Genomic DNA, 26082 nt, shown 5'->3' with positions numbered 1-26082 from the left:
ATGTTAAGTCAATATTGCCCGGATAATTATACCTCGGGAGCGCGGAAGGGCACGTAGCCCCGCTCGACCAGGCGCCGGGTCGCCTCGTAGACCGCCACCAGCTCCTCATACGCCGATCTCAGGTGGACCAGGCGCGCGACCTGGGCCTCGGACAGCGACGCGCTGGCCTCGGCCATCGACGCGGCTTCGGCCACCCACTTGGCGCGAGCCGTCGCGGTGGCCACGGCCAGACGCTGGAAGCGGCCGGCGTCGGCGTTCGGCACGGTCGCCCCCAGCACCGCCCTGTTCGAGGCGTAGGCGGTGTAGTCGATCTGCTCCAGATAGCCGCGCAGGCGGCGCTGAACCAGGGGATCGGTGTCGGTGGGCTCGAAGTGGTCGCCGGTGCGGCGCGTGCTGGAAGTCATGGTCGCCATGACGGCCTCCGATCCGGCCGAGGGCGGCCGTTCTAGCCGGAAGCGTGCGCTTGAGAGTTTAATGACGCGTTGAACCACGATGCGACCTATCGACTGACGCGCAGGTTGATCGCACTGGCTAGGTCACCGGCGACAAGGCCAAGGACGGCGACGCCGCCCCGGTCAAGCCGTAGGGTCTAGAGCAGCTTGCGGAAGCCCAGGCGCACCGTCCGGCCCAGCGGGTCCAGATAGTCTCGCTGATAGGCCTGGGGCGTCGCGCCGCTCTGGTCGCGCACCGACTGCTTGGAGTCGAACAGGTTCTCGAAGTTCAGCGACAGCTGAGCGCCCTTCAGGAGGGGGAACTTGTCGACCATCGGCTTGCGCGCGGGCGCGCTGAAATTGGCGAACAGGTTCACCCCCAGCGTCGCCAGGTCGGAGAAGTACAGGGTCTGGCCGCCGGTCGAGCCGCCGTCGACCCAGGTCGAGGCCTTCCAGGCGCCGTTGAAGCGGAAGCCCAGGCCGTCCTTGAAGTAGCCGCCCTGGATAGAGACCTCGTGGCGCGCCTGGCCGTTGCGCGCGCTGATCGCCGCGCCGTCCAACTGGTCCAGCACCGGCATGCCCTTGCGGACGGTGATCTCGTCGCTGAGGCGCCAGGTATGGTAGACCGACAGCTGGAACAGGCCCTGGCCCGGACGCATCATGCCGGGGGGCGGGCCCATCATACCGCCGCCGGGACCGCCGCCGCCCGGAGGACCACCGCCGCCCCTGCGCATCGTGCCGCCGGCGGGCGCGCCGCCGCCGCCCGGTCCGCCGAAGCGCGCTCCGGGACCACCGGCCGCGCCTGGCGCCGGCTTGCCGACCGCCTTGAACAGGTTGAAGCCCCAGCGGATGTTCTCGTTCTGGGCGCTGGCGAAGTTCACCGGACGGGCGTCGATCGACAGCAGGCGGCCCGAGGCGTCACGCACGAAACGGTCCGGGAAGGCGCGCTCCAGGTCCGGGGTGATCGCCGGGAACGAGGCGATCGCATTCTTGGTCTCGGCGCGGGTATAGGTGGCGTTGAAGGTCAGCTCGATGCTGGTGAACGGCTTGTAGTTGACGCCGAACTTGCTGACCCGGCGATTGTCGTTCAGCAGGTTGGCGTTGCCGCCGTCGGTGCGGCTGATGATCACCGTCTGGCCGGTCGTGAAGTCGAACACCGAGACGTTCGGTGTGACCACCAGCGGATCGTTGATCTGGTTGGTCGTGGGCGCGCCCTCTTCGTCGGTGTAGCTGGCGATGAAGCTGATCGGCTTGATCGGCGACCAGTTGAAGCCGCCGCCCAGGGTCGTCAGTCCGCCCAGGTCCGACAGGTTGTCATAGCCGGCGTTGACGTTGGCCGAGAGGTCGCCCAGCTTGGCCAGAACGTTGTTGCGCGTGCTGGTGATCGGCAGGTTGAAGCTGCTCTGGAAGCTCTCCGTCGTGCGGGTGATGTCGCGCTTGGTGGTGACGCCCGAACGGACGGTCTCGGCGTTCAGGCCCTTGCTGTTGGCCCCGACCTTGAACGTCGTCTGCAGGCCGCCGGCCGGCAGCATGAAGAGGTTGCCGTTCAGGACCAGCTCGGCGCTGGCCGCGGTCGAGATCGAGTGGGCCGTGTCCGGGGCCACGGCCTTGTACAGGCTGGACGCGATCACGCCGAACGGATTGACCGTCGGATCGCCCGCCGCCACCGCCGCCTGGAACGCCGAGGCGTCGAGGCCCCGGCCGGTCTCGGTGTCGGTCTTGGTGCGGTCGAAGTCGCCGGTGACGTTCCAGCGCCAGTCCTTGACCCGGCCGTTGGCGGCCATGCTGACCTGGGTGCGCAGGGTGTCGACGTCGCGCGACAGGGCGCCCGGCGCGTCGATGTAGCGATAGCCGGTCACGGCCTGCGAGAACGGCGAGAACGGGCTGCCGCCCGGCAGGGTGAAGGCCACGCCCGGCAGGCCCAGCAGGGCGTGGGTGCTGGAGTCTTCCAGATTGCCGCTGAGGGTCAGCTGGGTCTGCTTGTTGAGGTCGCGGCTGATCGAGCCCCGGAAGGTGCCCTTGTCGGACTTGGAGATCAGCGAGCGGCTGGCGGTCAGGTCGCCGGTGTTGTAGCGGCCGGCCAGCGGACCGAAGTCGGCCAGCGGCGCGCGGCCGCTCACCGCCGAGTCCGGCACGCCCGCGAAACTGGCGGAAATCGTCGGGTCGAGGGCCGCGCCGTTCAGGCTGGCGACATTGCCGACCAGATCGAACGGCTGACCGTTCGGCGTCCGGACGATATTTCGTTCGGTTTCCAGCAGATAGGGGTCGTGCGACAGCTGGACGTCGACGTTCCAGCGCTTGTCGCCATTGATGTTCACGCGGTTGCCGCCACCGCCGCCGGAGACCCGGCCGCCGTCGGTGGCGACCGTCGCCGCCGCCTGCGTCTGCAGGGCGCTGTAGTTCTTCTTGAGGATGATGTTCACGACCCGCTGGTCGGCCTTGTAGCCGTAGTTCAGCGCGACCTCCTCGGGCAGCACCTGGAAGCGCTCGATGGCTTCCGGCGGGATGCCCTGGATCTCCTGGAAGCCCGAGATGCGGCGGCCGTTGATCAGCAGCACCGGCCCGCCGCCGCCGTCTCGGCCGCGCGTGCTGGTGGTCTGGGGCGTCAGCATGGTCAGCAGTTCGCCGATGCTGCCCGCGCCGAAGCTCTTGATCTCTTCCTCGTTCAGCTCGAGCTCGGGCTCGATATTGCCCTCGACCTTGCCGCGCGGATCGGCCTGGATGACCAGGCCCTCGACCTCATTGGGACCGTCGTCCTTGACCTGCGGCTTCTTCGGGTCAGCCTCGGCGACCGCCTCGGGCGGGGAGGAGACGGGGAACGCCGGCCCGGCCGAGGCGGCGGTCATGGGGTCGAGCGCGGCCGAGGCCAGCCCATACAGGAGGATGGTCGAAAGGGTCATTAGGCCCACGAAAACACGAGTGACAGGAACGTCGACGCTCGGCCGCGCCAACGCTGGGTTGCCGCTCCTTACGGGGGTGCGACGCCCTCCGCAACGCCCCCCGGCGTTAAGAAAAGGCAATGCGCCATAAAGCGCACACTCGTGTGTCTTCCGACGCTCAAAGAGCACTCAGCCATTGAAATATCGTCACATTTTCGGTCGCGCCATGTTGCCGTGGAAACGATATTGCAGCTTGGCAATAAACCGCGCCGCCATGTCGCACGGGGGCTTGCCGGGCGGATTCGAGGCGTCGCCCGGCGGAGCCTCACCATGGTGACGCAACCTGAGCGTGCTACCTCTCTAGGAACGCCTGGAAGCCGCCATAGATCATCCGCTTGCCGTCGAACGGCATGTTGGTCATGCCCGCCTTCAGACGCTCGTCGGCCATGACCTTGGCGTTAATCTCATCGCGGCTGGCGCGGTCCTTGTAGGTGATCCACGAGAAGATCACGATCTCGTCTTCCTTGGCCTGGACAGCGCGCGGAAACGAAGTCAGCTCGCCATAGGGCACATCGTCGCCGATGCACTCGACATATGACAACGCGCCGTATTCCATCCAGACCTCGGCCCCGAGCCGGGCCATCTCCTTGTAGTCGTCCAGCTTGTCCTTCGGCACGGCGAGCACGAAACCATCCACATAGGCCATGACGTTTCCTCCGCTTCAAATGGCGTTGTCGGAGACAAGGACGTTCAGCGACCCGCGGTTCCGACAGTCCCTTCTCGAATTTTCGCGATCAGGCTGGTGATGGCCTTGGCGTGGCCGTTGGAGAGGTCGTCATCAGGGAACACGGCCATGGGGACGTCGGGAACCAGCCCCCGGCCCTCCAGGTCCTGGCCCTCCGGTCCCTTGTAGAGCTCGGCCGGCAACGCCATCGTCCAGCCGTTCGGCAGCGGCTTGGGCAATTGGTCGGAGAACGCGCCGCGCGTCGTCCCGCCCACCTGGGTGACGTTGGGCAGGGCCTTCATCATCAGGGTGAAGGTCTCGCCGGCGCTGACGGTGATGTCGCTGGTGACCAGATAGACCGGCCCGGTGAAGCGGACCGCGCTGGCGGGCTCGACCTTGACCGGCTGCGGCGGCGCCTTGGCCCCGACCGGGATCTTGGCGTAGGCCGCGCGTGGCTGGGCGGCGAAGCGAGCGGCGATGCGCTGGCCGATGGTGTCGTAGCCGCCGCGGTTGTTGCTGACGTCGACAATGACCGCCTTGGCCCCGGCGAAGGCGGCCATGGCCTCGTCGAGCACGGGATCCAGCGGCCGGGGATCATCCGGCGCGGCGTTGCGGGCGAAGGCGCCCATGGTCACGATGTTCAGATAGCCGACGTCGTCGACCCGACCCCAGAAGACGCGGTTGTTGGCCGCCTGTCGCCCGCGTCCTTGCAGAATCCCCGTCAGGATCCCCTCGCGATAGGCCTGCAGCCACGTCTTCTCCTCGCCCTGCGGGTCGGCGGCGTGGACGCGGTTCAGGGTCGGAGACTCGCCGGGCTCCAGGTCGCGGCGGGAACCGGCGACCATGCCGTGCAGCTCGACATGCGGGTCGTCGAGGCCCGCCATCAGGCCCGACAGCGCCGTCCACAGCTGAGCGTCGGTCGCGGTTGGGCTTACCTGGGCCAGGGCCGCGGCCTTGCGCGTCGGCCAGTCCAGCTTGCGCTCGACCGAACGCGGATAGTAGGCGGCGAAGGTGTCGGCGGCGAAGGCGACGATGCGGTCCGGCGTCCAGGCCGCCGCCGCGATGCAGGGCGTTGGCAGGTTGGGCAGCTTGTCGAACAGGTAGCGCGTGCCGTCCTGACCGCCGGTCAGGGTGATCGTCCCCTGCCCCTCGGCGCGCCAGAGGGACAGGACCCCGTCGGGATCAGGCTCCCGACGCGGGTCCGGATAGCAGGCCTCGCCAGCGGTCTGGAACAGCTGGGCGCCGTCGGGCCCGAACAGCACGATCCAGCCGTAGCCGCGCGATTTCCAGGCGCCGCGCAGCTCGGCCGCGACCGGCGCGCCCTTGGCCTGCACCGGCCAGAACGGGCTTTCGGCGAGCGCCGGCGCGGCGAAGGCGAGAACGGCGGCGGCCGCCAGAAGACTCAAGCGTTTCATGGGCGCGACGGTGGAGGCGTCTCCGCCGCCGCGCCAGTGAAATCGCCGCGACGCCCGACGCTAACGGAGCAGAACGGCCTGAGGGCCACGGCGCAGGGAGCGCGGCAATTCGGGTCCGTAGCCGAAGCGGACGACAAGATCCGGGCGTTTGGCCGGCTCACCCAGCCACGCGGCCATCCGGCGGCGCGTCGACGGATCCTCGACCGGCTGGTTGAGGAAGGCCAGCTTCAAGCCCGCGGCGGTCGCCGTCAGCGCGAACCGGGTGAAGGCGCGCCCCACGGCGATCCAGCCGGCGGGCGTCTCGGCCGGACCAGTGAAGATCGCCGCGCCCGCCGAGCTCCTCATCCAGCCCGCGAGCCGATCGGCCTCGCCGTTCTTCGTCATGACCATGGGCAGCAGGCGCTCGCCCAGCCAACGTGGCGTCGTGAGGTTGCCGGAGGCGGCCGCGAACAGGCCGTCCCGATGCGCCAAGGCCTCCCTGGCGTCGAAGCGGATCCAGTCTGTGAGTTCACGCATGAAGGCGGGATCGGCGAGCTGAGCGTTATTCCCGGCGACGATCATGTCCGTCAGGCGAGACCGCTCGTCGGGCTCCAGCCCCCATCGAAGCGCCACATCCTGTCCGACGGCGGCTTCAAGCCGACGGAGCGTGGCAGCGTCCGCGGGTCTTCCGTCATACTTGGTCCGCGTCGATGCGCGACGAGGTATGGCCTGGAACAGGGCGTCCGGGCGAGCCGGCGCGCTGGAGAACGCCACACGGACGCCCCCTCCCGGCAGAATCTCCGGCTCGCCCACCCAGCCATAGCCGAGCCCCGCCTGCAGCAGGGTCTCCAGGGCGCAGCCGAGGCTGACGAACAAGTGATGGTCGTCCGGATCCACCACCGGGGTCCGCCGTGAAAAGTCCGGCAGAATCTCGATCGCGCGAGGCTCGATCCGAAAGCGCCAGGGCTGGGTGTTGTGTCCATTCGCGGCCAGAGTCGCCGCATGGATCAGGGCGGTCATCGGAACGCCGCCGCCACCCAAGTCCGGCAGCCGCCAGAGATCCCGGACCGCGCGGTCGTAGGGGCTTTCACCGCCGGAACATCCCGCGACCAGCAGCGGCATGGCGGCGATCAGGGCGCGACGAGTGGGCATGGCGGCGGCTCCGAAAACCCAAGCTGTAGCCGCCGCCTCTCGCCTCACCTTGCGGTGGGTCAAACCCGCCCTATTCGGTCTTCAGATAGATCTCCGAGCCCTGTTCCTTGAACTTCTCGCTCATCTCGGCCATCCCCAGCGCCGCGTCGTTCGGCGCGATGCCGGCCGCGAAGTCGCGGACTTCGTGGCTGATCTTCATCGAACAGAACTTGGGACCGCACATCGAGCAGAAGTGGGCGGTCTTGTGCGCCTCCTTCGGCAGGGTCTCGTCGTGGAACTTGCGGGCCGTTTCCGGATCGAGGCCCAGGTTGAACTGGTCTTCCCAGCGGAATTCGAACCGCGCGCGGCTGATCGCGTCGTCCCACATGGCCGCGCCCGGGTGACCCTTGGCGAGGTCGGCGGCGTGGGCGGCCAGTTTGTAGGTGATGACGCCGGTTTTGACGTCGTCGCGGTCCGGCAGGCCCAGGTGCTCTTTGGGCGTGACGTAGCAGAGCATCGCCGTGCCGAACCAGCCGATCATCGCCGCGCCGATCGCCGAGGTGATGTGGTCGTAGCCAGGCGCGATGTCCGTGGTCAACGGGCCCAAGGTGTAGAACGGAGCTTCGTGGCAGTGCTTCAGCTGCTCGTCCATGTTGGCCTTGATCTTGTGCATGGCCACGTGGCCCGGCCCTTCGATCATCACCTGGACGCCGTGGTTCCAGGCCACCTTGGTCAGCTCGCCCAGGGTGCGCAGCTCCGAGAACTGAGCCTCGTCATTGGCGTCGGCGGTCGAGCCCGGACGCAGGCCGTCGCCCAGCGAGAACGACACGTCATAGGCGCGCATGATCTCGCAGATGTCCTCGAAGCGCTCGTAGAGGAAGTTCTCCTTGTGGTGGGCCAGGCACCACTTGGCCATGATCGAGCCGCCGCGGCTGACAATGCCGGTGACCCGCTTGGCGGTCATCGGAATGAACGGCAGGCGCACGCCGGCGTGGATGGTGAAGTAGTCGACGCCCTGCTCGCACTGCTCGATCAGGGTGTCGCGGAAGACCTCCCAGTTCAGGTCCTCGGCCACGCCGTTGACCTTCTCCAGGGCCTGGTAGATCGGCACCGTGCCGATCGGGACGCTGCTGTTGCGGATGATCCAGTCGCGGATGTTGTGGATGTTGCGGCCCGTCGACAGGTCCATGACCGTGTCGGCGCCCCAGCGCGTGGCCCAGACCAGCTTGTCGACCTCGTCGGCGACGGTGGAGAGCACCGCCGAATTGCCGATATTGGCGTTGATCTTGACCAGGAAGTTGCGGCCGATCGCCATCGGCTCCAGCTCGCCGTGGTTGATGTTGGCCGGGATGATGGCGCGGCCGCGGGCCACTTCCTGGCGCACGAACTCGGGCGTCACGAAGTCCGGGATCGAGGCGCCGAAGTCCTCGCCGTCGCGAACGCACGGACGGTCCTGCTCGCGGCGCAGGTTCTCGCGGATGGCGACATATTCCATCTCGGCCGTGATCTTGCCGGCGTTGGCGTATTCGTACTGGGTGATCAGCGCGCCCGGCTTGCCGCGATAGATGGTGCGGCCAATGGCGGGGAACTGCGGAGCCAGGTGCTTGCCTTGGGCGAAGCCGTTGTCCTCGGGCTTCACGGCGCGAGGCTCGGCGACGACCTCGACGTCGCCGCGGGCGACGACGAAGGCTTCGCGGGTGCGCTCCAGGCCCTTCTCGATGTCGATGGTCGCGGTCGGGTCGCTGTAGGGACCGGACGGGTCATAGATCGTCACCGGCGGTTCGTTGGCCGACGGGTGGACGGCCACCTCGCGGAACGGCACGCGGATGTCCGGGAACAGCTGGCCGGCCTGGTAGACCTTGCGCGAGCCGGGGATGGGGCCGATCGAGATGGTCTCGGCCACGGACTTGATGGTGGTCTGGATGTTCATTTCGGGCGCTCCTTCGGCTTCGAGGAGACCCGGACGTGTCGCGCTTGAGTCGGTTTACGGACGGGCTGCGAGCGCCGACCGCGTTCCCTCCCTTCGCCGGCATGACCCGGATCAGGTTCTACGGGTCAGGGCCAGAGCCCAATCTCAGCCGCGCGAGCGACCCCCCGGTGAACAACGGCTGGACACTAGGCGCGTTGACGCTGAGGTCAAGCGTCGCGTGCCCTGGCGATCACGAAGTCGTCAACCTCGTTACCCTTGGCCTTGCCGGCGCGAATGGAGCGTGACCGCCTCTGGTCACCACCGCCGAGGGCATATCCATGAACGCCATCCCCAATCGCCGCGCCGTCCTGCTGGGCGCGCTCGCCGCAGGCCTCGCCACGCCGGCCCTGGCTCGAACACCGGCGAAAAACATTGTCCTGGTCCACGGAGCCTGGGCCGATGGCTCGTGCTGGAACGAGGTGATCCCTTCGCTGCAGGCCAAGGGATTCAACGTCACGGCGGTGCAGAACCCCCTCACCTCGCTGGCCGACGACGTGGCGGCCACCCGGCGGGTCCTCGCGCGGCAGGACGGCCCGACCGTGCTGGTCGGCCATTCGTGGGGCGGCGTACCGATCACCGAGGCCGGCGTCGACCCGAAGGTCACGGCCCTGGTCTATGTCGCCGCCCGCGCGCCGGACGCCGGCGAGGACTTCAACGCCCTGGCGGCGACCTATCCGACCATGCCGGTGCGGGCCGGAGTCGTGACGACCGACGGCTATTCGTGGCTGACCCAGGACGCCTTCATCCGCTTTTTCGCCGGCGACGTCGAACCGGCCCGCGCTCTGGCGCTCTTCGCGACCCAGCAGCCGATCGCCGCCAGCCTGTTCTCCGGTCGAACCACCGTGGCCGCTTGGCAGGACAAGCCCAGCTTCTACGCCGTTTCGGCCAACGACCAGACGACCAACCCGGACCTCGAGCGGTTCCTGGCCAAGCGCATGAAAGCGACGACCATCGAGCTGCCGTCCAGCCACGTGTCGATGATCTCGCATCCCAAGGCGATCACGGATCTGATCATCCGCGCCGCCGGGTGACGGTTAATTCACTTGCGGCCGGCGGCCGGCCACGCGATCGGGTGACCCGCGTTCTATGGAGATCCGCCCATGACCTTCCGCCGCCTCGCCCTGCCCGTCCTCTGCGCCCTGATCGCCACGCCCGTCCTGGCGCAGGAGACCTATCCGAAGACGATCCCGTCCTCGGGCGGCGAGGTGATCATCCCCTCCGAGCGCAATCAGAAGGCCTATGACGAGTTCAAGTACGCCCCCGCCCGCCGGGCCGGCGACATGCTCTACGTCTCGGGCGCGGTCGCCGGCCGGGGCAAGGACGAAGGCACGGATCCGGAGTCGTTCAAGCGGCAGGTCCGCCGCGCTTTCGTCGCCCTGGACAACACGCTGAAGGCCTCGGGCGCCACCTTCGACGACGTGGTGATGATCAACAGCTTCCACGTCTGGGAAGGGCCCGATCAGCCCGCCCCGCGATGGGAGCAGCTGGCCATGATCAACGCCGTCAAGAGCGAGTTCATCAAGGGCGCCCATCCGGCCTGGACCGCCGTCGGGACCAGCGGCCTGCTGCCCGCCGGCGGCATCGTCGAGATCCAGCTGATCGCCTACGCCCCGAAGAAGAAGCAACCCTAGAGCCGGCTGGCCTTGAACGTATCGCAGGCCGACGGGTCACCCTGGTCATAGCCGCGCGTGAACCAGCGCATCCGCTGGGCACTGCTGCCGTGGGTGAAGCTGTCGGGCACGACCTGGCCTTGGGTCTGCTTCTGGATGGTGTCGTCGCCCACCGCGGCGGCGGCGCCCAGGCCATCCTGGATGTCGGCGCGGTTGATGACGATCTTGCCGCCGGAGGCCTCGCCCGCATGGGCCGCCCAGACGCCGGCATAGCAGTCGGCCTGCAGCTCCAGCCGCACCGAGCCGCTTTCCTCGCCCCGCGCGCCCAGGCGGCGGGCCTGCTGATCGGCGCCCAGAAGGTGCTGCACGTGGTGGCCGATCTCGTGGCTGACGACATAGGCGCGGGCGAACTCGCCCTTGGCCCCGAAGCGGCTTTCCAGTTCCTGCCAGAACGACAGGTCCAGATAGACCTTCTGGTCGGCCGGGCAGTAGAACGGCCCCATGGCCGACTGGCCCGTGCCGCAGCCGGTGCCCGTGGCTTGATTGTAAAGCACGATCGCCTCGGGCGGCCGGTAGTCGACGCCCTCGTTGCGGAAGATCGGCGTCCAGACATCCTGGTTGGACGCCTCGATCACGTCGATGAACTGGCCCTCGCGGTCGGAGACCTCACCGCGCGTCCCCTCCTGCTGGGCGGGCTGCTGCAGGCCCTGCGTCGCCTCCATGGTCGTGCGCGGATCGATGCCGAACACGAAATAACCGATGGCGGCCAGCACCACCGCGCCGATGCCGCCGCCGGCGATACCGACAGGCCCCAGACCACGCCGATCCTCGATATTGCCGGATCGGCGACCGCCTTCCCACTCCATACAGTCCTCGCTCAGTTCGGTTGGCTGGCGGGCTTGATCGCCCTCATGCGCGCATTGCTCTGGTCCAGCGCGTCCTGCGTCAAGCGTTCCATGCGGTTCGCGGAGGCCGCGAGCTCGGCGTCGCGCCGCGCGGCCTCGTCACGCGGCGGGATTGTCCCGTTCCGCTGATCGCTGAGGTCGCGCAGGATCACCTGGGTCCTGGCCCGCTCGTTGGCGTTCGAGGTCTCGATCTGGTTGGCCAACGCGTCGCGTCTTACGTCGTCCACCGCTTGAGCGGCGGCGTTCCGCGTCTGGATGTCACGCAAGGTCGTCTGGGCCTGGGCCGCGCCGCCCAGCGCCACCAAGCCAACCGTGAGCAAAAGAACCGTACGCGCCATCGGGATACTCCTACCAGCCGGAGCGAGCCGACGACGCGCCGCGCGTCAGGGCCGCTTGACCGTGAAACGCGCGAGTTCGGTCTTCGGCGCCAGCCAGCCCGGCTTCAATTCCGCCGCCCGCGTATAGTCCTTGTAGGCGGCTGTCAGGTCGCCCAGCCCCTCATGGGCCAGGCCGCGATTGAAGAAGGCCTTTTCCGGCGCCCTCACGCCCATGCCCAGGCCCTTGTCGATCTGCTCGACGCCTTCACGATAGCGCTCCTCGCCGACGAAGGTCGCGCCGCGATTCACATAGGCCTCGCCCAGGTTCGGGTCGATGGTCGAGGCCTGATCGAAGTCGGCGCGGGCGGCGCCGAACTGACGCTGGCGCATCTGCAGCACGCCACGGTTCACGAAGGTCCGGGCGCGGTCGCGGAAGTTCAGGGTCTCGACCTCGAGGGCCGTGGTGCAGGCCAGGACGGCGCGGTTGTCGGTCCGGCCCTTCTCGGCCGCGTCGGAACACTCCTGGGCAGAGCCGCCGCCGATGATCAGGTCCGAAGCGCCGGCGGCTCCGGCGGCGGCCAGGACGGCCGTGGCGCAGAGCGCGGCGAGAGGGATCGCTCGCATGTGTCTTCCTCCCATGGGGCCGGTCTCTATGGCCGGCCGTTTATGAGGTGATCATAGCACCGTCGCGCGGTCCGTCGAAGCCTCGCCCTCGCATCGCGCGCGGGTCGTGCTAACAGAGGCGGCGACTCCGTCAGGGACCTTACCGATGCACCTCGCCCGCTTTCCCCGCGCCCGCTTCGCCCACCTGCCGACCCCGCTGGAGCCCCTGCCCCGCCTGGGCGCGGCGCTGGGCGTCGACCTCTGGGTCAAGCGCGACGACTGCACCGGCCTGGCCGGCGGCGGCAACAAGACCCGCAAGCTGGAGTTCCTGCTGGGCGAGGCCCTGGCCCAGGGCGCCGACACGCTCGTCACTCAAGGCGCGGTGCAGTCCAATCACGTGCGCCAGACCATCGCCGCTGGCGCCCGCTTTGGCCTCAGGACCGAAGTGATCCTGGAGGAACGCACCGGCTCCAAGGCCAGCGACTACATGGGCAACGGCAACGTCCTGCTCGACAAGCTGATGGGCGCGGCGATCCGCTACGTCCCGGGCGGCACGGACATGGTCGCCGAGCTGGAGAGCACGGCCGAGAGCGTCCGTCAGCGCGGCGGCAAGCCCTATGTCATTCCCGGCGGCGGCTCGAACACCGTCGGCGCGCTGGGCTATGTCGACTGCGCCCGCGAGCTGGTGGTCCAGGCCGACCAGATGGATCTGAAGATCGACCGCTTCGTGACCGCCACGGGCAGCGCCGGCACCCATGCCGGCCTAGTCGCGGGCTTCGCGGCCTTGTCGGTCGACATTCCGATCCTGGGCTTTGGCGTTCGCGCGCCCAAGCCCAAGCAGGAAGAGAACGTCTTCAACTTGGCGCTCGCCACCGCCGAGAAGATCGGCGCGGCCGGCCGCGTCAAACGCGAGATGGTGGTGGCCGACTGCGACTATGTCGGCGAAGGCTATGGCCTGGTCGACCAGGGCGTGATCGACGCCCTGGCCCTGGCGGCCCGAACCGAGGGCCTGCTGTTCGATCCGGTCTATTCGGGCAAGGCCCTGAAGGGGCTGATCGACCAGGCGGGCAAGGGCGCGTTCAAGGGGGAGCGCGTGGTGTTCCTGCACACCGGCGGCGCGCAAGGCCTGTTCGGCTATCAGTCGGTGCTGGAGCCCGCTCTGTGATGAGCAAGGTCACCCAAAGCAAGGTTCTGGGCGTTCTGGGCGGCATGGGTCCGGCGGCGACCCTGGACTTCCTCGCCAAGCTGCAGGCCGCCACGCCGGTCAAGCGCGAGCAGGATCACTTGCGGGTGCTGGTCGACATCAATCCCAAGGTCCCGGACCGCAACATCTCGACATCCGATCCTGGTCCGGTGCTGGCGGCCATGGCCGCTGGACTGCGCGATGGCGGGGCCCAGGTGCTGGCCATCGCCTGCAACACCGCCCATGCCTATGCAGAGGAGGTCCGCGCCTCGGGTCTGCCGCTGGTCGACATGCTGGAGACGGCGGGACTGGCCGCCCAGGCCAAGGGCGCCAGCGTCGTCGGCGTGCTAGGCACCGGCCTTGCGCTCGGCCTCTATCGCGATCGCTTCTCGCACATGGGCCTGGAAGTGGTGATGCTAGACGACCACGAGCAGGTCGAGTTCATGGCCCTGCTCTATCGCATCAAGCAGGGTCACGTCGGCCCCGACTCCCGCGAGTCCATGGCCGCCCTTGCCCACCGCCTGGTCGGCAAGGGCGCGCAAAGCGTGGTGGCGGGCTGTACGGAAGTGCCGCTGGTGCTGAGCGCGACGGACCTGTCGGTCCCATTTCTTGATGCGACGGAAGAGTTGGCCAGGCGCTGCGTGGCGGTCTGCCTTGAGGACGTCAGCGCATAGCCGAGGGCTGACCGTCTTCGCGCGACGCCTCGAACAGCCCCAGCAGGGCCGCCGCGCCGCGCGAGGCCTGGGCCATGCGTAGCAACGCCGCCCGGGCTTGGGTGGTGTCGGCGCTCTCGGCTTGTCGCTCGAGACGCTCGGCTTCGCTGAGATGATCGTTTCTGCTTCCCATGACGCAAACGTCTACAGGACCTAAACGGCGCCACCATGCGACCGCTGGACGCACACCGTTCATTAACCATCGTTTCGCGCGCGCCAAATTGTCACAGAATGTTAAATCGCAAGCATGGCGCATAAATGAAAACACCCCCGGACCTGGAAGGCCTGGGGGTGTCGTCCTGTTCCCCAACAGGACGGCGTCGGCTGCGCTAGCATCGAGCGCTGCGGCGTCGCCTCTTAAACTGGTGACCCTGCTTTCGCCGAACGCGGATCCTTAAGCAACGCGTCGCCCTGTCGCAGCCCCCCATTTTGAGGACGCCGCAGCGCTGAAATCCTTTGCATACAAGGGCCTCGTCCCGGCTGCGGCGCGCTGACGCAGCCATCCCAGAATGAGGAAACTCGTCGCAAAAAGTGGGTAGCCAAAGCTATGACACCGGTAGCATGGTAACTGAAACCGTTGCATCAGACGACGGGGCCGTCAGGGCCGGGAGGAACGCCAAAAGCCGTCGAGCGCGACAGCCGATATTGGATGCCGATTTCGGCGCCCGTCATGCTCCAAGCTTTGAGATAGCGCCTGTCCAGACAGGCTCTAGCGGCTTCCCGTTCGTTGACGGCTCCGCCTCATCCGGAGTCCCGCATGCCCCTCGTCGCCCTCTCCCGTCGCCGCCTGATGGCCACCACGGCCGCCGCCTTCGCCGGCGCCGGCCTGCCGCTCAAGGCCCTGGCCGCGCCGACCAAGGCGGACGCCCTGGGGACCATGAAGAAGGCGGCCAGGTTCATGGTCGAGAAAGCCGCCTACAAGGGCGGCTACGTCTGGTCCTACTCGGCAGACCTGACGCGCCGCTGGGGCGAGATGGAAGCCTTTCCGACGATGATCTGGGTGCAGCCGCCCGGCACCGGCACGGTCGGCCACCTGTTCCTGGACGCCTACCACGCCACCCGGGACGAATATTACTACGACGCCGCGTGCAAAGCCGCCGACGCGCTGATCGCCATCCAGAACCCGGCCGGCGGCTGGAACTATCTGGGCGACATGGCCGGCGAGGCCTCGCTCAAGAAATGGTACGACACCATCGGCAAGAACGGCTGGCGCCTCGAGGAATTCCAGCACTACTACGGCAACTGCACCTTCGACGACGAAGGCACCGCCGAGTGTTGCAAGTTCATGCTGCGCATGTACGTCGAAAAGAAGGATCCGAAGTATAAGGCCGCCTTCGAGAAGGCCCTGAAGTTCGTGCTGGAAAGCCAGTATCCGGTTGGCGGCTGGCCGCAGCGCTATCCGCTGAAAGACGAGTTCCACCACCACGGCAACCCGGACTACACGAGCTTCATCACCTTCAATGACGACGTGATCGGTGAGAACATCGAGTTCCTGATCATGGTCTACCAGGCCCTGGGCGATAAGAGCGTCCTGGAGCCGATCCGCCGCGCCATGGACTGCTACGTCGCCTGCCAGCAGCCGCAGCCTCAGCCGGCCTGGGGCCTGCAGCACACCGTGGCCGACCTGAAGCCGGCCGGCGCCCGCACCTACGAGCCCAAGGCCTTCGCCACCCACGCCACGGCCAGCTGCCTGTCGCAGATGATGACCTTCTACCAGCTGACCGGCGATCCGAAGTACCTGGCCCGCTTGCCCGAGGCCCTGGCCTGGCTGGACTCGGTGCGCCTGCCCGACGAGGTCATGCCCGGCAAGCCGCGCTATCCGACCTTCATCCAGATCGGCAACGGCCGTCCGCTGTACGTCCACCGCACCGGCTCGAACGTGGTCAGCGGCCGCTACTTCACCGACGAGAACCCGCACAACACGGTCACCCACTACTCGTCGTTCCGGAACGTGGACGTCAAAGGCCTGCGCGCCCGCTACGAGACGCTGAAGGCCACGCCGCCGGAAGAGGCCAGCAGGCACTCGCCACTGAAGGGCCAGCGTCCGCTGCCCAAGTATTTCATGGTCAAGGACATCTCGGTCGAGGACCTGTCGGTCGGCGGCGACCTGTCCAGTTCGGCCCCCAAGGCCGTGTCGGCCGACGCCGACAAGGTCGCCAAGCTGACCCTGGAGCTCAACGCCGAAGGCTGGTGGCCCACGCCCCTGACCTCCACCAGCCAGCCCTATGCCGGCGAGCCTCCGGCCGAGCCGACTCCCGGCGACTTCTCGGAGACCAAGGTCGGCGACAAGTACGACACCTCGCCCTACCCCGATCCCAACCCGAAGATCGGCGTCTCGACCGGCGCCTTCATCGCCAACATGGCGACGCTGATCAAGTACGTCGACAGCCTCGCGACTTAAGCGATCAGACGCGCTTCGGCCGGGGTCACCGCGGCCAGCAACCGGCCGAGCGCATGCTGATAGAGGGCGACGTCCTTCTGGTTTTGCGAGACCAGTTGGCGGTAGGCCTTCGCGCCCAGCATCGCCTCGGCCGTGTCCTCGGCCCGCGTCACGTTCAGACGCTGCACGCTCGCCACGCGGCCTTCGAACGCGCTTTCGGCCCACGCCATCGACTCGAAGGGATGCTCGCAGACATAGAACCAGACCATGCGCTCGATCAGCGCCTGCGCGGCGGCCACGTCCTGCTCGTACAGGGGCGACCAGCCCGAGCCAGTCAGTTGCCGGTAATGGTGGTCGTAGGTGTGCAGCACCACCGCCGGGTCGTCGCAGGTGACGAAATCGTCGAGCGACAGTCGCTTGGCCAGGCTGACCGCCCGGAACCGCGGATCGCGCGCCTGATCGCCCGTCAGCGCCACGACATGCCGGAAGTAGCGATAGACCGAGACCACCCGGTCCACCGGCCAGCGGAAATTGGTGGCTGCCGGGATTTGCGGGTCCACCGCGCGGTAGATGTCATAGCCATAGTGGCCGGCATAGAAGTCGTGACCCCGGAACGCCTCGTAGCGCCCAGCGCGCTCGGCGTGTTCGGTCGCGTCGTTCTCGATTCGCGGACAACGGCGCTCCTCCGGAAACAGGCGGCTCAGCGCATCGACGACGGAGGTCCCGCCCGCCTTAGGATTATGGAAGAAGAAGAGCTTCCCGAACACAACAGGCTCCGACCCCGCCAAGACGACCGTCGCTACGCTGCTCACACGAACAGGCTTCAACTTTCCGTCGTCGTTTTGGCTGGAAGAGTTGCAGAAACGTTCAATTCAATCCAGGGATGATATTGCGACTTCGAGACGTTGTCGACAAGCCCATGAAAGATTAGCGGAATTTTGGCGAAGAAATTCCGCAGCCAGACGGTCTGTCATTCACAGGCGCGCCGGAGGTTCATCAGCACCTTCGGCGTGTCCTTGCGCAGCGCTTCGCGCATCATGGCCTTGGGAACAGGCCAGTCGACCGCCAGGCGGTTGTCGTAAAACACCCGCGTGCCGCGCCCGCCGTCCAGCGGCTGCAGCCGCCACTCGCCCTGCTCGACCTTCAGGTCGCCCTCCACGAGATGGAAGCGGATCCGACTGACCGGCTCGTAGTCCGATCGGAACACGATCCGCATGCTCGGAAAGACGAAGGTGCGCCGCGTGACGTGCTCGCGGATGTCCCAGCCTTTGCGTTGATCTCCGGACAGAATGCGGCAGCTGGCCAGGTTGCTGATCATCCGCCCCGCCGTGGCGCAGTCGGTCATGATCGCCCAGACCCTTTCCGGCGGCGCGGCGACGTCGACCACCGCCCGAACGCGGCCGGAGACGCCGTCGGGATCAGGCGAGACCTCGGCATAGGCCTCGCCCCTGGCCAGGGCCGCCTGGGCCTTGGCCGTCAATTCGAAGGCGTGGGCGGACCCGCTCAGGGCCCACACCATCGTCGCCGCCACCATCCATCGCCGCATGCGTCCGCTCCTTGCCTGCAGCAGCTACGGCGGCGACGGGCCTCTGGACGCTACGGTCGCGCTACGGCCAGCGCTTCGCGCACCACATCGGGGGCATGATCGATCACGCGGAGGTAAGCGGTCAGGGCGGCGTCGGGGCGGGCGTCGCCGTGCTCCAGGTCTTCCAGCAGCGTCCGGTCGATGTGGAAGACGCGGGCGAAGTCCGCCTGGCTGAGCCCCGTGCGCCAGCGCACGGCCTGAACCAGGGCGCGGGCGGAACGCGAACGCGACGGAGCGGCGGCTTCATCGATCGCGGGGTCGGCGGGTCTGATCATCGTTACGCTCCTACGGCCTATCCCCAAGGAGAGCTTCTAGGCTCCGTCGATTGCAGAAATTCGACGGCTTTGAGTCAGGGCGAAGTCTTCAGGCGCCTTGTTTGGCGAGGAACGCTCCCGTGGCCTCGATGGCTTCGACCAGGCTGACCCGCTCCAGGGTCACGCCCTCGGGCAGGCTGGAGAACAGCCGGGTCGGCGCGGCGGCGTCCAGCATGACGAACACGCCCCGGTCGTCAGCGCGGCGGATCAGGCGGCCGAAGGCCTGGCTGATGCGGGCCCGCGCCACGGCGTCGTCGTAGCCCTTGCCGCCGAAACGCAGGCGGCGGGCCTTGTGCAGCACGTCCGGACGCGGCCACGGCACCCGGTCGAAGACCAGCAGGCGCAGGGACCGGCCCGGCACGTCGACACCGTCGCGGATGGCGTCGGTGCCCAGCAGGCAGGCGTCCTCCTCGGCCCGGAAGATGTCGACCAGCGCCCCCACCTCCAGCGGATCGACGTGCTGGGCGTACAGAGCCAAGCCCTGGTCGGCCAGGGGCGCGGCGATGCGCTCGTGCACGGCCTTCAGCCGGCGGATGGCGGTGAACAGGCCAAGCCCCCCGCCCCCGGACGCCAGGAACAGCTCGCGCATGGCGGCCGAGACCTGGCGCGGGTCCTCCTTGTTCACGTCGGTGACGACATAGGCCTTGGCGTTGTGCTCATAGTCGAACGGCGAGACCAGCCGCAGCACCTTGGGCGCGGTCGGCAGGCGCGCGGCGCCGGTGCGCATCTCGGCCAGGGCGAACGGATCCTCCAGCGCCGGATCGACCAGGGTGGCGCTGGTCACCAGCACCCCGTGGGCTGGCGACAGCACCGCCGCGCGCAGCGGCTCGGTCGGGTCCACCCAGTGGCGGCGGCAGGCGGCGTCGACGACCCGTCCATACAGGAACGTCGCCTCGAACCAGTCGACGAAGTCCGGATCGGTCTCGCTGGGCTCGACGTCGTCATCCTCGATCGCCTTCAGGATCGAGCGCCAGGCCGGCAGGGTCATGCGGGCGCGACGGTCCAGGCCCCGCAGCGCGCCTTCGATCCGGGCGCGTTCGGACGGGCCCAGGTGTTCGGCGTCCTCGTCCAGAACGTCTTCCAGGGCGCGGGCCAGGGCGAGCAAAGGCGCTTCGATGGCGGCCAGGGCCTTGGCGGCTTCCGGCGCGCGCTCGCGGACGAGATCGGTGGCCGGCCGGGCGTCGCATTGCAGGCCCAGGTCGGCGCCGCCGCCCCGCTCGCTGGTGCGGGCCCGCAGCTGCTCGATCACCGCGACCAGAAAGTTCTCGATCGGTCCGATCGGATTGATCTGGCCGTCCGGCGGCGCGACCCGGCCTGACCACCCTTCGCCCGGCAACGCGGCGGCGGCGTGCAGCGCCTGGGTCATCGCGCCGCGCGCGCCTTCGCGGTCGCCGAGGATGTCCAGCAGGCGCGCCTCCAGACCCCGCCCGCGTCGGCCACGGCCCTCGGGACCGCGGATCCAGCGGCGCAGCTCGGCGGCCTCGGCCCCGGACAGGGCGGCCGAGAAGGCGCTGTCGGCTGCCTCGAACAGGTGGTGGCCTTCGTCGAAGACGATGCGCTTGAGGCTGGTGGTCTCGTTGTCGCCCTTCAGGCCCCGCGCCGTCCGCGCCCCGTCGAACGCGGCCTGGGTCAGGACCAGGGCGTGGTTGGCGATGACGATGTCGGCGCGCTTGGACGCCCGCACGGCCTTCTCGATGAAGCAGATGCGATAGTGCTGGCAGCCGGCATGGATGCACTCGCCGCGCCGGTCGACCAGGTTCGACGGGCTCGCCTGGGCCGAGGGCGGCACAGCCGAAAGCGTCGGCAGCCAGGCGGGGAAGTCGCCGCCGGTCATGTCGCCGTCCCGGGTCGCCCGAGCCCAGCGGGTCGTCAGCGCCAGGCCGATCAGGTCGCCATTGCCCAGCTGGGCGCCGTTGATCTGCTCCTGGAAGTTCAGCAGGCAGAGATAGTTCTCACGCCCCTTGCGAACCACCGCCTTGCGCGCCCGCTCCTTGGGATCGGGATAGATCGACCGGCTCTCGCGCTCGATCTGGCGCTGCAGGGCGCGGGTATAGGTGCTGATCCAGACGGACGGCCCGTTGGCCTCGGCCCACAGCGAGGCCGGCGCCAGATAGCCCAGGGTCTTGCCGACGCCGGTGCCGGCCTCGGCCAGCATCATGCGCGGTTCGCCCTCGCGCTCGCGCGGCTGGAAGGCGAAGGCCGCCTCCTTGGCGAAGGTCACCTGGGCCTCGCGCACCTCGTCCAGACCGGAGCGCTTCAGCAGTTCGGCCAGGCGCTCCCCGGCCCGTTCAGGATCGATCGGCCGCGAGCCGGGCTCGCCGGGCGGGGCCTGATCCTCCCATTCGACCAGCCGCGCCCAGACGTCCAGGCCCGAGCCGCGGAACTGGTTGCCGGCCTGAACCGAGCGGAGCGCGCCGATCGTCCGAGCTCCCCACGACCAGCCGGCCTTGGCCAGGGTCTCGGCCACGGCCAGGGCCTCCTCGCGCGACGGGACCGGAGTCAGGGCCAGCTCGCGCAACAGGGCGTCGGCGCTCTCGCGCAGGCTCTGGGCCTGTTCGGCCGCGCCGTGCGGCTCGCGCAGACCCAGCGCCATGGCCAGGCCCACGGCCGACGGGGCGCAGAAGGTCGCCGGCCGGACAAAGGCATAGAGCTCCAGCACGTCGAACAGCCGCGCATGGCGCGAGGGCGGCGACAGGTTCAGGCGACGGGCGGTCATGGCCGCGTGAGCCACCAGAACCGGGCCGTGCTCGAACAGGTCGCGGGCGTCCGGCGGACGTAGCATCCGCCCTTCGCCCGCCCCGTCGGCCACGCCCGCGCGCGGCCCGGGCAGCACGACGAGCGCGGGGGCGAGATCCAGAGTCGGCGGGAAAGCGGTCACCCGACTCCGTTAGCAGAAACCGCCACGAAACAGAATAAGAACAGAGGCTTCAGACGACCGGAACCTCATCGTCGTCCAAGCCTTCCAGACGGTTGATCGCCTTCTGGGCCTTCTGGCGCAGGTCCGCGTCCTTGCTCTCGGCCGCCTTGCGGTACATCCGCAAAGCGAGGTCGTCGTCGGCCTTGACGCCCTGGCCGCGCTCGCACATGACGCCAAGGTCGTACCACGCCTCCAGATAGCCCCGCTCGGCGGCCATCTGGAACCAGCGCATGGCCTCCGTGTAGTTGATCGGTACGCCCTCGCCGTTGTGGTGCGCGACGCCCAGGTTCGACATGCCGGCCGCCAGATCGTTGGCGGCGGCGGCGCGGTAGAACTTCAGGGCCTCGGCCTGGTCCAGGCGCACGCCCGTCCCCTCCGAGTGCAGCCGGCCCATCTCGTTCATGGCGTCGGGCGAGCCCATCTCGATCGCCTTGCGCAGCAGGGCCACGCCCTTGGCCGTGTCGACCCGCGTTCCGGCGCCGTCCAGATAGGCCTCGGCGGCGCTGTAATAGCCGCGCGCGGAACCGGCGCCGGCGGCCTTCAGGTACCAGGCCAGCGCCAGGCGCGGGTTCTCGGGCAGCCCCTCGCCGCCTTCGTAAGCGACGCCGAGATTGTACATGCCGTTGGGGTCCCCCAGCCGCGCGGCCTGGGCGTAGAGCTTCATGGCGGCCCGGCGGTCGACCTTCACCCCGTCCGCGCCGTCGAAATAGACATTGCCCAGCTCGACCATGGCGTCGGGATCCCCGCAAGCGACGCCCTTGCGCAGCCAGGCCAGGGCCTGGGGCACGTCGCGATCGACGCCCTCCCCGTCCAGGTACAGCTTGGCCAGGTCGACATAGCGCGTGGCGTCGCCGCCCTGGGCGTCCTTCAGGGCCGCCGCGAAGGTCGCCCTGGCTTCGGCGGAACCGTCCGCTCGCGCGAACGCCGCGCCGCCGCCCATCAACAACGACGGCGACAACGCCAACACCAACATCAAGGGCGGCACTCTGCTACGCATCACGTCCCCACCGTCCCGGGATCGTCGCATCGACCGCGGGAGCGTCAAGGCAGACACCCGCCCGCTCGGCCGCGCGCAACCAGACTCGCCCGATACGGGTTCAAAAGACGGATGAAACAGAAGGGGAACATGCTATATCGCGGTCAATGCTCGCGGCTGACGCCCTTCCTCCCAAGTTCCAAGACTGGTTCGCCGCCCGTGGCTGGAGCCCGCGCGAGCACCAGTTGGCCATGCTGGAGAAGGCGCGCGAGGGGCGCGGCGCCCTGCTGATCGCCCCGACGGGCGGCGGCAAGACCCTGGCCGGCTTCCTGCCCAGCCTGATCGAGCTGTCCGAACGCCCGCCGCGCAACACGCCGGCCGGGGTGCATACCCTCTACATCTCGCCGCTGAAGGCCCTGGCCGTCGATGTCGAGCGCAACCTCCTGACCCCCATCCGCGAGATGGGCCTGAAGATCGTGGCCGAGAGCCGCACCGGCGACACCGGCGAGGCCCGCAAGGCGCGTCAAAGGGTGAGACCGCCGGACATTCTGCTAACCACGCCCGAGCAACTGGCTCTGTTCTGCGCCTGGGAAGGCGCGCGGGAGTACTTCAGCGACCTGCGCTGCGTGATCATCGACGAGGCCCACGCGATCTGGCCCAGCAAGCGGGGCGATCTACTGGCGCTGGGCCTGGCGCGCCTGCAACAGTTCGCGCCGTCGATGCGACGGGTGGGGCTGTCGGCGACGGTCGACGATCCGGACCTGGTTCGGAAGTGGCTGGGGTGTAACGACGTGACCTCCCCTCCCCCTTGCGGGGAGGGGGCAGGGGGTGGGGGTGTCAGCGCCGCCGACGCCCAGAAAGCACCCCCATCCCCAACCCCTTCCCCGCAAGGGGGAAGGGGCTCGAACATCGACCTCGTCCTCGGCTCGGGCGGCGCGCAGCCGGTCGTGGAAGTCCTCGTCTCCGGCGGTCGCGTGCCGTGGGCCGGCCATACGGCCGAGCACGCCATGGCCGAGGTCTACGAGATCATCAAGTCGTCGAAGACAGCGCTGATCTTCGTCAACACCCGCTTCCAGGCCGAATTCGCCTTCCAGCGTCTGTGGGAGCTGAACGAGGACGACCTGCCGATCGCCCTGCACCACGGCAGCCTGTCGGCCGAGCAACGCCGCAAGGTCGAGGCGGCCATGACGCGCGGCGCGCTGCGGGCCGTGGTCTGCACCTCGACCCTGGACATGGGCATCGACTGGGGCGACGTCGATCTCGTCATCCAGCTGGCCGCGCCCAAGGGCGCCTCGCGGATGGTGCAGCGGATCGGCCGCGCCAACCACCGCCTGGACGAACCCAGCCGCGCCCTGTTCGTGCCCGCCAGCCGCTTCGAGATGCTGGAGTGCCGCGCCGCCGCCGACGCCATCCTGGAAAACCACCTGGACGGCGATCCCCCGCGCATCGGCGCGCTCGACGTCCTGGCCCAGCACGTCATGGGCTGCGCCTGCTCCGAACCCTTCGCGCTGACCGCGCTCTATGACGAGGTCCGCTCGGCCGGTCCCTATGCCGAGCTCTCCTGGGAGGACTTCGAGACCGTCGTCGACTTCGTTTCGACCGGCGGCTACGCCCTGCGCACCTACGACAAGTTCCGCCGCATCGTGCGCAACGAGGATGGCCTGTGGACCGCCCGCAACGCCCAGGCCCGCCAACAGCATCGGATGAACGTCGGGGCCATCGTCTCGCCGGGCATGATCAACATCCGCATCGGCGGCGGCAAGAGGCCGATGGGCGGCCGCAAGATCGGCGAGGCGGAAGAGGGCTATTTCGAGCAGCTGACCCCGGGCGACACCTTCGTCTTCGCCGGCCAGGTCTGGCGCTACAACAGCCTCGTGGGCGCCGACGCCTTCGTCTCGCCCGCGCCGAACGACGACCCGAAAATGCCCAGTTGGGGCGGCTCCAAGTTCCCGCTTTCCACCTATCTGGCCAGCCGCGTGCGCCAGATGATGCACGACGAGCGCGAATGGGCCGCCCTGCCGCCGGACGTCCAGGAGTGGCTGAGCTGGCAGAAGGTCCGCTCGGCCATCCCCGGCGATGGTGAGATGCTGCTGGAGACCTTCCAGCGCGGCAAGCGCTTCCACTTGGTCTGCTATCCGTTCGACGGGCGCCTGGCCCACACCACCCTGGCCATGCTGCTGACCCGGCGGCTGGACCGCCTGGGCGTTGGGCCGCTGGGCTTCGTCTGTAACGACTACGCCCTCAACATCTGGTCGCTGCGGCCGATGGACGGTCTGGATCTCGACGACCTGTTCGCCCAGGACATGCTGGGCGACGACCTGGAGGCCTGGCTGGACGAAAGCTTCATGATGAAGCGGGCCTTCAAGCACTGCGCCCTGATCGCCGGGCTGATCGAGCGCCGCCACCCTGGCGCCGAGAAGTCAGGACGGCAGGTGACCTTCTCCACCGACCTGATCTACGACGTGCTGCGCAAACACCAACCCGATCATCTGATGCTCCGCTGCGCCCGACACGACGCCGCCACCGGCATGCTCGATATCGCCCGGCTGGGCGACATGCTGACCCGCGTGCAGGGCCGCATCCGCCACGTGCGGCTGGATCGCGTCTCGCCGTTCGCCGTGCCGATCATGCTGGAGATCGGCCGCGAACGCGCGCCGGGCGACGCGGCCGGCGAAATGATCCTGGCCGAGGCCGAGGAAGACCTGATCGCCGAGGCCATGTCGTGACGCGTTTCGAACCCTCCCTCTGCGGCGGCCTGCGGGTCGGCCTGGCCAATGTCGAGGTCATGCTGCGCTGGTCCGGCGCCCTGTGGCTGGAGCGCGAGAACACGCTCGTCGTCGCCGACCTGCATTTCGAGAAGGGCAGCAGCTACGCCGCGCGCTTCGGCCAGATGCTGCCGCCCTACGACACGCGCGAAACGCTGGATCGCCTGGACCGCGAGATCGCCCTGCTCTCGCCCGCGCGCCTGATCTTCCTGGGCGACAGCTTCCACGACGGCGGCGGCGAGGCGCGGCTGGCGGCGGACGACTACAGGCGATTGGAAGGCCTGGCCCTGGGCCGCGATCTCGTCTGGGCGGTCGGCAATCACGATGCTGAGGGACCCAGGGTGCTGCCCGGCGACATCATCGACGAGGCCTCGGTCTCGGGCCTGACCTTGCGCCACGAGCCGGTTCCGGGCGTCCAGCTGGGCGAGGTCGCCGGCCACCTGCACCCGGCGGCCAAGATCACCAGCGGCCGCGCCACCACCCGCCGCCGCTGCTTCGTCACCGACGGTCAGCGCCTGGTGCTGCCAGCGTTCGGAGCCTTCACGGGGGGTCTGAACATCCTGGACGAGGCGTTCTCGAACCTGTTCGCCGGTCCGCTGCTGGCCGGCGCGCTGGGGCCCAAGCGGGTCCACGCGGTGGGACGAAAGTCGCTGCGGCCGGATTAGTCCTGCCCCAGGATGCTTTCGTAGTCCTGGCCGCCATAGAAGATGCCGACAATGACCACCTGTCGGCCCTTCAAGGCGTAGGTGATCGTCACGCGCCGGAAAGGCAGGGTGCGAAGACCTGGCCGCACGTCGAACCGCGGCGCGCCACGTTCTGGAAAGCTGCTAAGCGCTTCACAGCGATCGACGATCTCATCCGTGAAGCGCGCCGCCGTCCTCGGCGACGCCTCGACGGACAGATAGTGGTAGAGCGCGAGAAGCTGAGCCTCCGCTTCCGGCGTATAGACGACCGAATAGCCGCACATCAGGTCTTGAAAGCGCGCGTGTGCGCGGCGGCTAACGCCGCACGAACATCCTCACTCGATCGCCCCCGGGAAGGATCCGCTTCAAAGGCGTCGTAGGCCTTGGCGGCCTCGCCATGCAGCCAGGCTTCCAGCGCCCGTTCTTGAGCTTGAAGCGCGCGCAGGCCCTCCCGGATCACCTCGCTCTCGCTGGCATAGGCGCCGGACTCGACCTTCGCCCTGACCTGGGCGGCCATTTCATTGGGAAGGGTGACGCTAAGCTGCTTGGTCGATCGCATGACGGCCTCGGATCCTGGTAGGATTAAATCCTATCAATGCTTAC

24 protein-coding genes and 1 riboswitch are annotated in these 26082 nt (G+C 68.4%); of the genes, 7 read left to right on the top strand and 17 right to left on the bottom strand.

Annotated elements, in window-relative coordinates:
* Positions 1-26 precede the first annotated feature (26 nt).
* From AC1RJ9_RS03635 to thiC, 6 genes are all read right to left on the bottom strand, one after another.
* Positions 27-413, bottom strand: a complete 387-nt coding sequence (locus AC1RJ9_RS03635) for a hypothetical protein (protein ID WP_492834618.1) — start codon at positions 411-413, stop codon at positions 27-29.
* Between the two features lie 176 nt (positions 414-589).
* Positions 590-3331 carry a TonB-dependent receptor gene (locus tag AC1RJ9_RS03630; RefSeq protein WP_492834620.1) on the bottom strand — a complete coding sequence of 914 codons (2742 nt, stop codon included), beginning with the start codon at positions 3329-3331 and terminating at the stop codon, positions 590-592.
* Between the two features lie 331 nt (positions 3332-3662).
* On the bottom strand, positions 3663-4016 hold the full coding sequence (locus tag AC1RJ9_RS03625; RefSeq protein WP_492834622.1) for a DUF1428 domain-containing protein: 354 nt from the start codon (positions 4014-4016) through the stop codon (positions 3663-3665).
* A 44-nt stretch (positions 4017-4060) separates the two neighbouring features.
* Entirely contained in the window at positions 4061-5449 is a 1389-nt protein-coding gene (locus AC1RJ9_RS03620; protein ID WP_492834624.1) for a S41 family peptidase, read from the bottom strand.
* Between the two features lie 60 nt (positions 5450-5509).
* On the bottom strand, positions 5510-6580 hold the full coding sequence (locus AC1RJ9_RS03615) for an Acg family FMN-binding oxidoreductase (protein ID WP_492834626.1): 1071 nt from the start codon (positions 6578-6580) through the stop codon (positions 5510-5512).
* Between the two features lie 70 nt (positions 6581-6650).
* The gene (gene thiC, locus AC1RJ9_RS03610; protein ID WP_492834629.1) at positions 6651-8489 is read right to left on the bottom strand and encodes a phosphomethylpyrimidine synthase ThiC; all 1839 of its coding nucleotides are present in this window, start codon (positions 8487-8489) and stop codon (positions 6651-6653) included.
* Between the two features lie 71 nt (positions 8490-8560).
* Positions 8561-8666: riboswitch (TPP riboswitch) on the bottom strand.
* A gap of 140 nt (positions 8667-8806) precedes the next feature.
* Here thiC and AC1RJ9_RS03605 point away from each other — a divergent pair.
* Together AC1RJ9_RS03605 and AC1RJ9_RS03600 are read left to right on the top strand one after the other, a co-directional pair.
* Positions 8807-9559: an alpha/beta fold hydrolase gene (locus tag AC1RJ9_RS03605; protein WP_492834631.1), complete on the top strand. Its 753-nt coding sequence runs from the start codon at positions 8807-8809 to the stop codon at positions 9557-9559.
* Positions 9560-9628: 69 nt separating this feature from the next.
* Complete coding sequence (locus tag AC1RJ9_RS03600; RefSeq protein ID WP_492834633.1) at positions 9629-10159, top strand: RidA family protein; 531 nt, start codon at positions 9629-9631, stop codon at positions 10157-10159.
* On the opposite strand, the gene ypfJ is transcribed toward AC1RJ9_RS03600, so the two are convergent.
* From ypfJ to AC1RJ9_RS03585, 3 genes are read right to left on the bottom strand one after another with little or no spacing between them, the layout of a single operon-like run.
* Positions 10156-11004 carry a KPN_02809 family neutral zinc metallopeptidase gene (gene ypfJ / locus AC1RJ9_RS03595; RefSeq protein WP_492834635.1) on the bottom strand — a complete coding sequence of 283 codons (849 nt, stop codon included), beginning with the start codon at positions 11002-11004 and terminating at the stop codon, positions 10156-10158. The two genes, AC1RJ9_RS03600 and ypfJ, sit on opposite strands and share 4 nt — an antisense overlap.
* An 11-nt stretch (positions 11005-11015) precedes the next feature.
* The gene (locus tag AC1RJ9_RS03590; RefSeq protein WP_492834637.1) at positions 11016-11381 is read right to left on the bottom strand and encodes a hypothetical protein; all 366 of its coding nucleotides are present in this window, start codon (positions 11379-11381) and stop codon (positions 11016-11018) included.
* A gap of 45 nt (positions 11382-11426) precedes the next feature.
* A complete protein-coding gene (locus tag AC1RJ9_RS03585) occupies positions 11427-11984 on the bottom strand; it encodes a tetratricopeptide repeat protein (RefSeq protein ID WP_492834639.1) in 558 nt (185 codons plus the stop codon).
* A gap of 145 nt (positions 11985-12129) precedes the next feature.
* On the opposite strand from AC1RJ9_RS03585, the gene cuyA reads away from it, so the two are divergent.
* Together cuyA and cuyB are read left to right on the top strand one after the other, a co-directional pair.
* Positions 12130-13128 carry a D-cysteate sulfo-lyase gene (gene cuyA / locus AC1RJ9_RS03580; RefSeq protein ID WP_492834641.1) on the top strand — a complete coding sequence of 333 codons (999 nt, stop codon included), beginning with the start codon at positions 12130-12132 and terminating at the stop codon, positions 13126-13128.
* A complete protein-coding gene (cuyB, locus tag AC1RJ9_RS03575) occupies positions 13128-13820 on the top strand; it encodes a cysteate racemase (protein WP_492834643.1) in 693 nt (230 codons plus the stop codon). The genes cuyA and cuyB overlap by 1 nt, the downstream gene beginning before the upstream one ends.
* On the opposite strand, the gene AC1RJ9_RS03570 is transcribed toward cuyB, so the two are convergent.
* Entirely contained in the window at positions 13810-13992 is a 183-nt protein-coding gene (locus tag AC1RJ9_RS03570) for a hypothetical protein (RefSeq protein ID WP_492834645.1), read from the bottom strand. The two genes, cuyB and AC1RJ9_RS03570, sit on opposite strands and share 11 nt — an antisense overlap.
* Before the next feature lie 624 nt (positions 13993-14616).
* Between AC1RJ9_RS03570 and AC1RJ9_RS03565 the strand changes: the two genes are divergently transcribed.
* Positions 14617-16260, top strand: coding sequence for a pectate lyase (locus tag AC1RJ9_RS03565; protein ID WP_492834647.1), 1644 nt, complete (start codon positions 14617-14619; stop codon positions 16258-16260).
* On the opposite strand, the gene AC1RJ9_RS03560 is transcribed toward AC1RJ9_RS03565, so the two are convergent.
* From AC1RJ9_RS03560 to AC1RJ9_RS03540, 5 genes are all read right to left on the bottom strand, one after another.
* Complete coding sequence (locus AC1RJ9_RS03560; protein ID WP_492834649.1) at positions 16257-17006, bottom strand: hypothetical protein; 750 nt, start codon at positions 17004-17006, stop codon at positions 16257-16259. The two genes, AC1RJ9_RS03565 and AC1RJ9_RS03560, sit on opposite strands and share 4 nt — an antisense overlap.
* 203 nt (positions 17007-17209) lie before the next feature.
* The gene (locus tag AC1RJ9_RS03555) at positions 17210-17785 is read right to left on the bottom strand and encodes an SRPBCC family protein (protein WP_492834651.1); all 576 of its coding nucleotides are present in this window, start codon (positions 17783-17785) and stop codon (positions 17210-17212) included.
* Positions 17786-17835: 50 nt separating this feature from the next.
* The gene (locus AC1RJ9_RS03550) at positions 17836-18099 is read right to left on the bottom strand and encodes a helix-turn-helix domain-containing protein (protein WP_492834653.1); all 264 of its coding nucleotides are present in this window, start codon (positions 18097-18099) and stop codon (positions 17836-17838) included.
* A gap of 88 nt (positions 18100-18187) precedes the next feature.
* Positions 18188-21016 (bottom strand): ATP-dependent DNA helicase, encoded by a 2829-nt coding sequence (locus AC1RJ9_RS03545; RefSeq protein WP_492834655.1) that lies wholly within the window; start codon positions 21014-21016, stop codon positions 18188-18190.
* A gap of 49 nt (positions 21017-21065) precedes the next feature.
* Positions 21066-22052: an SEL1-like repeat protein gene (locus AC1RJ9_RS03540; protein ID WP_492834657.1), complete on the bottom strand. Its 987-nt coding sequence runs from the start codon at positions 22050-22052 to the stop codon at positions 21066-21068.
* A gap of 146 nt (positions 22053-22198) precedes the next feature.
* Here AC1RJ9_RS03540 and AC1RJ9_RS03535 point away from each other — a divergent pair, with 146 nt between their 5' ends.
* Together AC1RJ9_RS03535 and pdeM are read left to right on the top strand one after the other, a co-directional pair.
* Positions 22199-24757 carry a ligase-associated DNA damage response DEXH box helicase gene (locus tag AC1RJ9_RS03535; RefSeq protein ID WP_492834659.1) on the top strand — a complete coding sequence of 853 codons (2559 nt, stop codon included), beginning with the start codon at positions 22199-22201 and terminating at the stop codon, positions 24755-24757.
* A complete protein-coding gene (gene pdeM / locus AC1RJ9_RS03530) occupies positions 24754-25461 on the top strand; it encodes a ligase-associated DNA damage response endonuclease PdeM (RefSeq protein ID WP_492834661.1) in 708 nt (235 codons plus the stop codon). The genes AC1RJ9_RS03535 and pdeM overlap by 4 nt, the downstream gene beginning before the upstream one ends.
* Here the strand turns inward: pdeM and AC1RJ9_RS03525 are convergent.
* Positions 25458-25763, bottom strand: coding sequence for a type II toxin-antitoxin system RelE/ParE family toxin (locus tag AC1RJ9_RS03525; protein ID WP_492834663.1), 306 nt, complete (start codon positions 25761-25763; stop codon positions 25458-25460). The two genes, pdeM and AC1RJ9_RS03525, sit on opposite strands and share 4 nt — an antisense overlap.
* Positions 25763-26038 carry a type II toxin-antitoxin system ParD family antitoxin gene (locus AC1RJ9_RS03520; protein WP_492834665.1) on the bottom strand — a complete coding sequence of 92 codons (276 nt, stop codon included), beginning with the start codon at positions 26036-26038 and terminating at the stop codon, positions 25763-25765. Before AC1RJ9_RS03520 ends, AC1RJ9_RS03525 begins: the two co-directional genes overlap by 1 nt.
* Positions 26039-26082: the final 44 nt, after the last annotated feature.

The organism is Caulobacter sp. GW822-FHT07D08 (assembly GCF_058798735.1).
The sequence above is the reverse complement of the archived record's forward strand: the minus strand, read 5'-3'. Positions and strand labels throughout refer to the sequence as shown.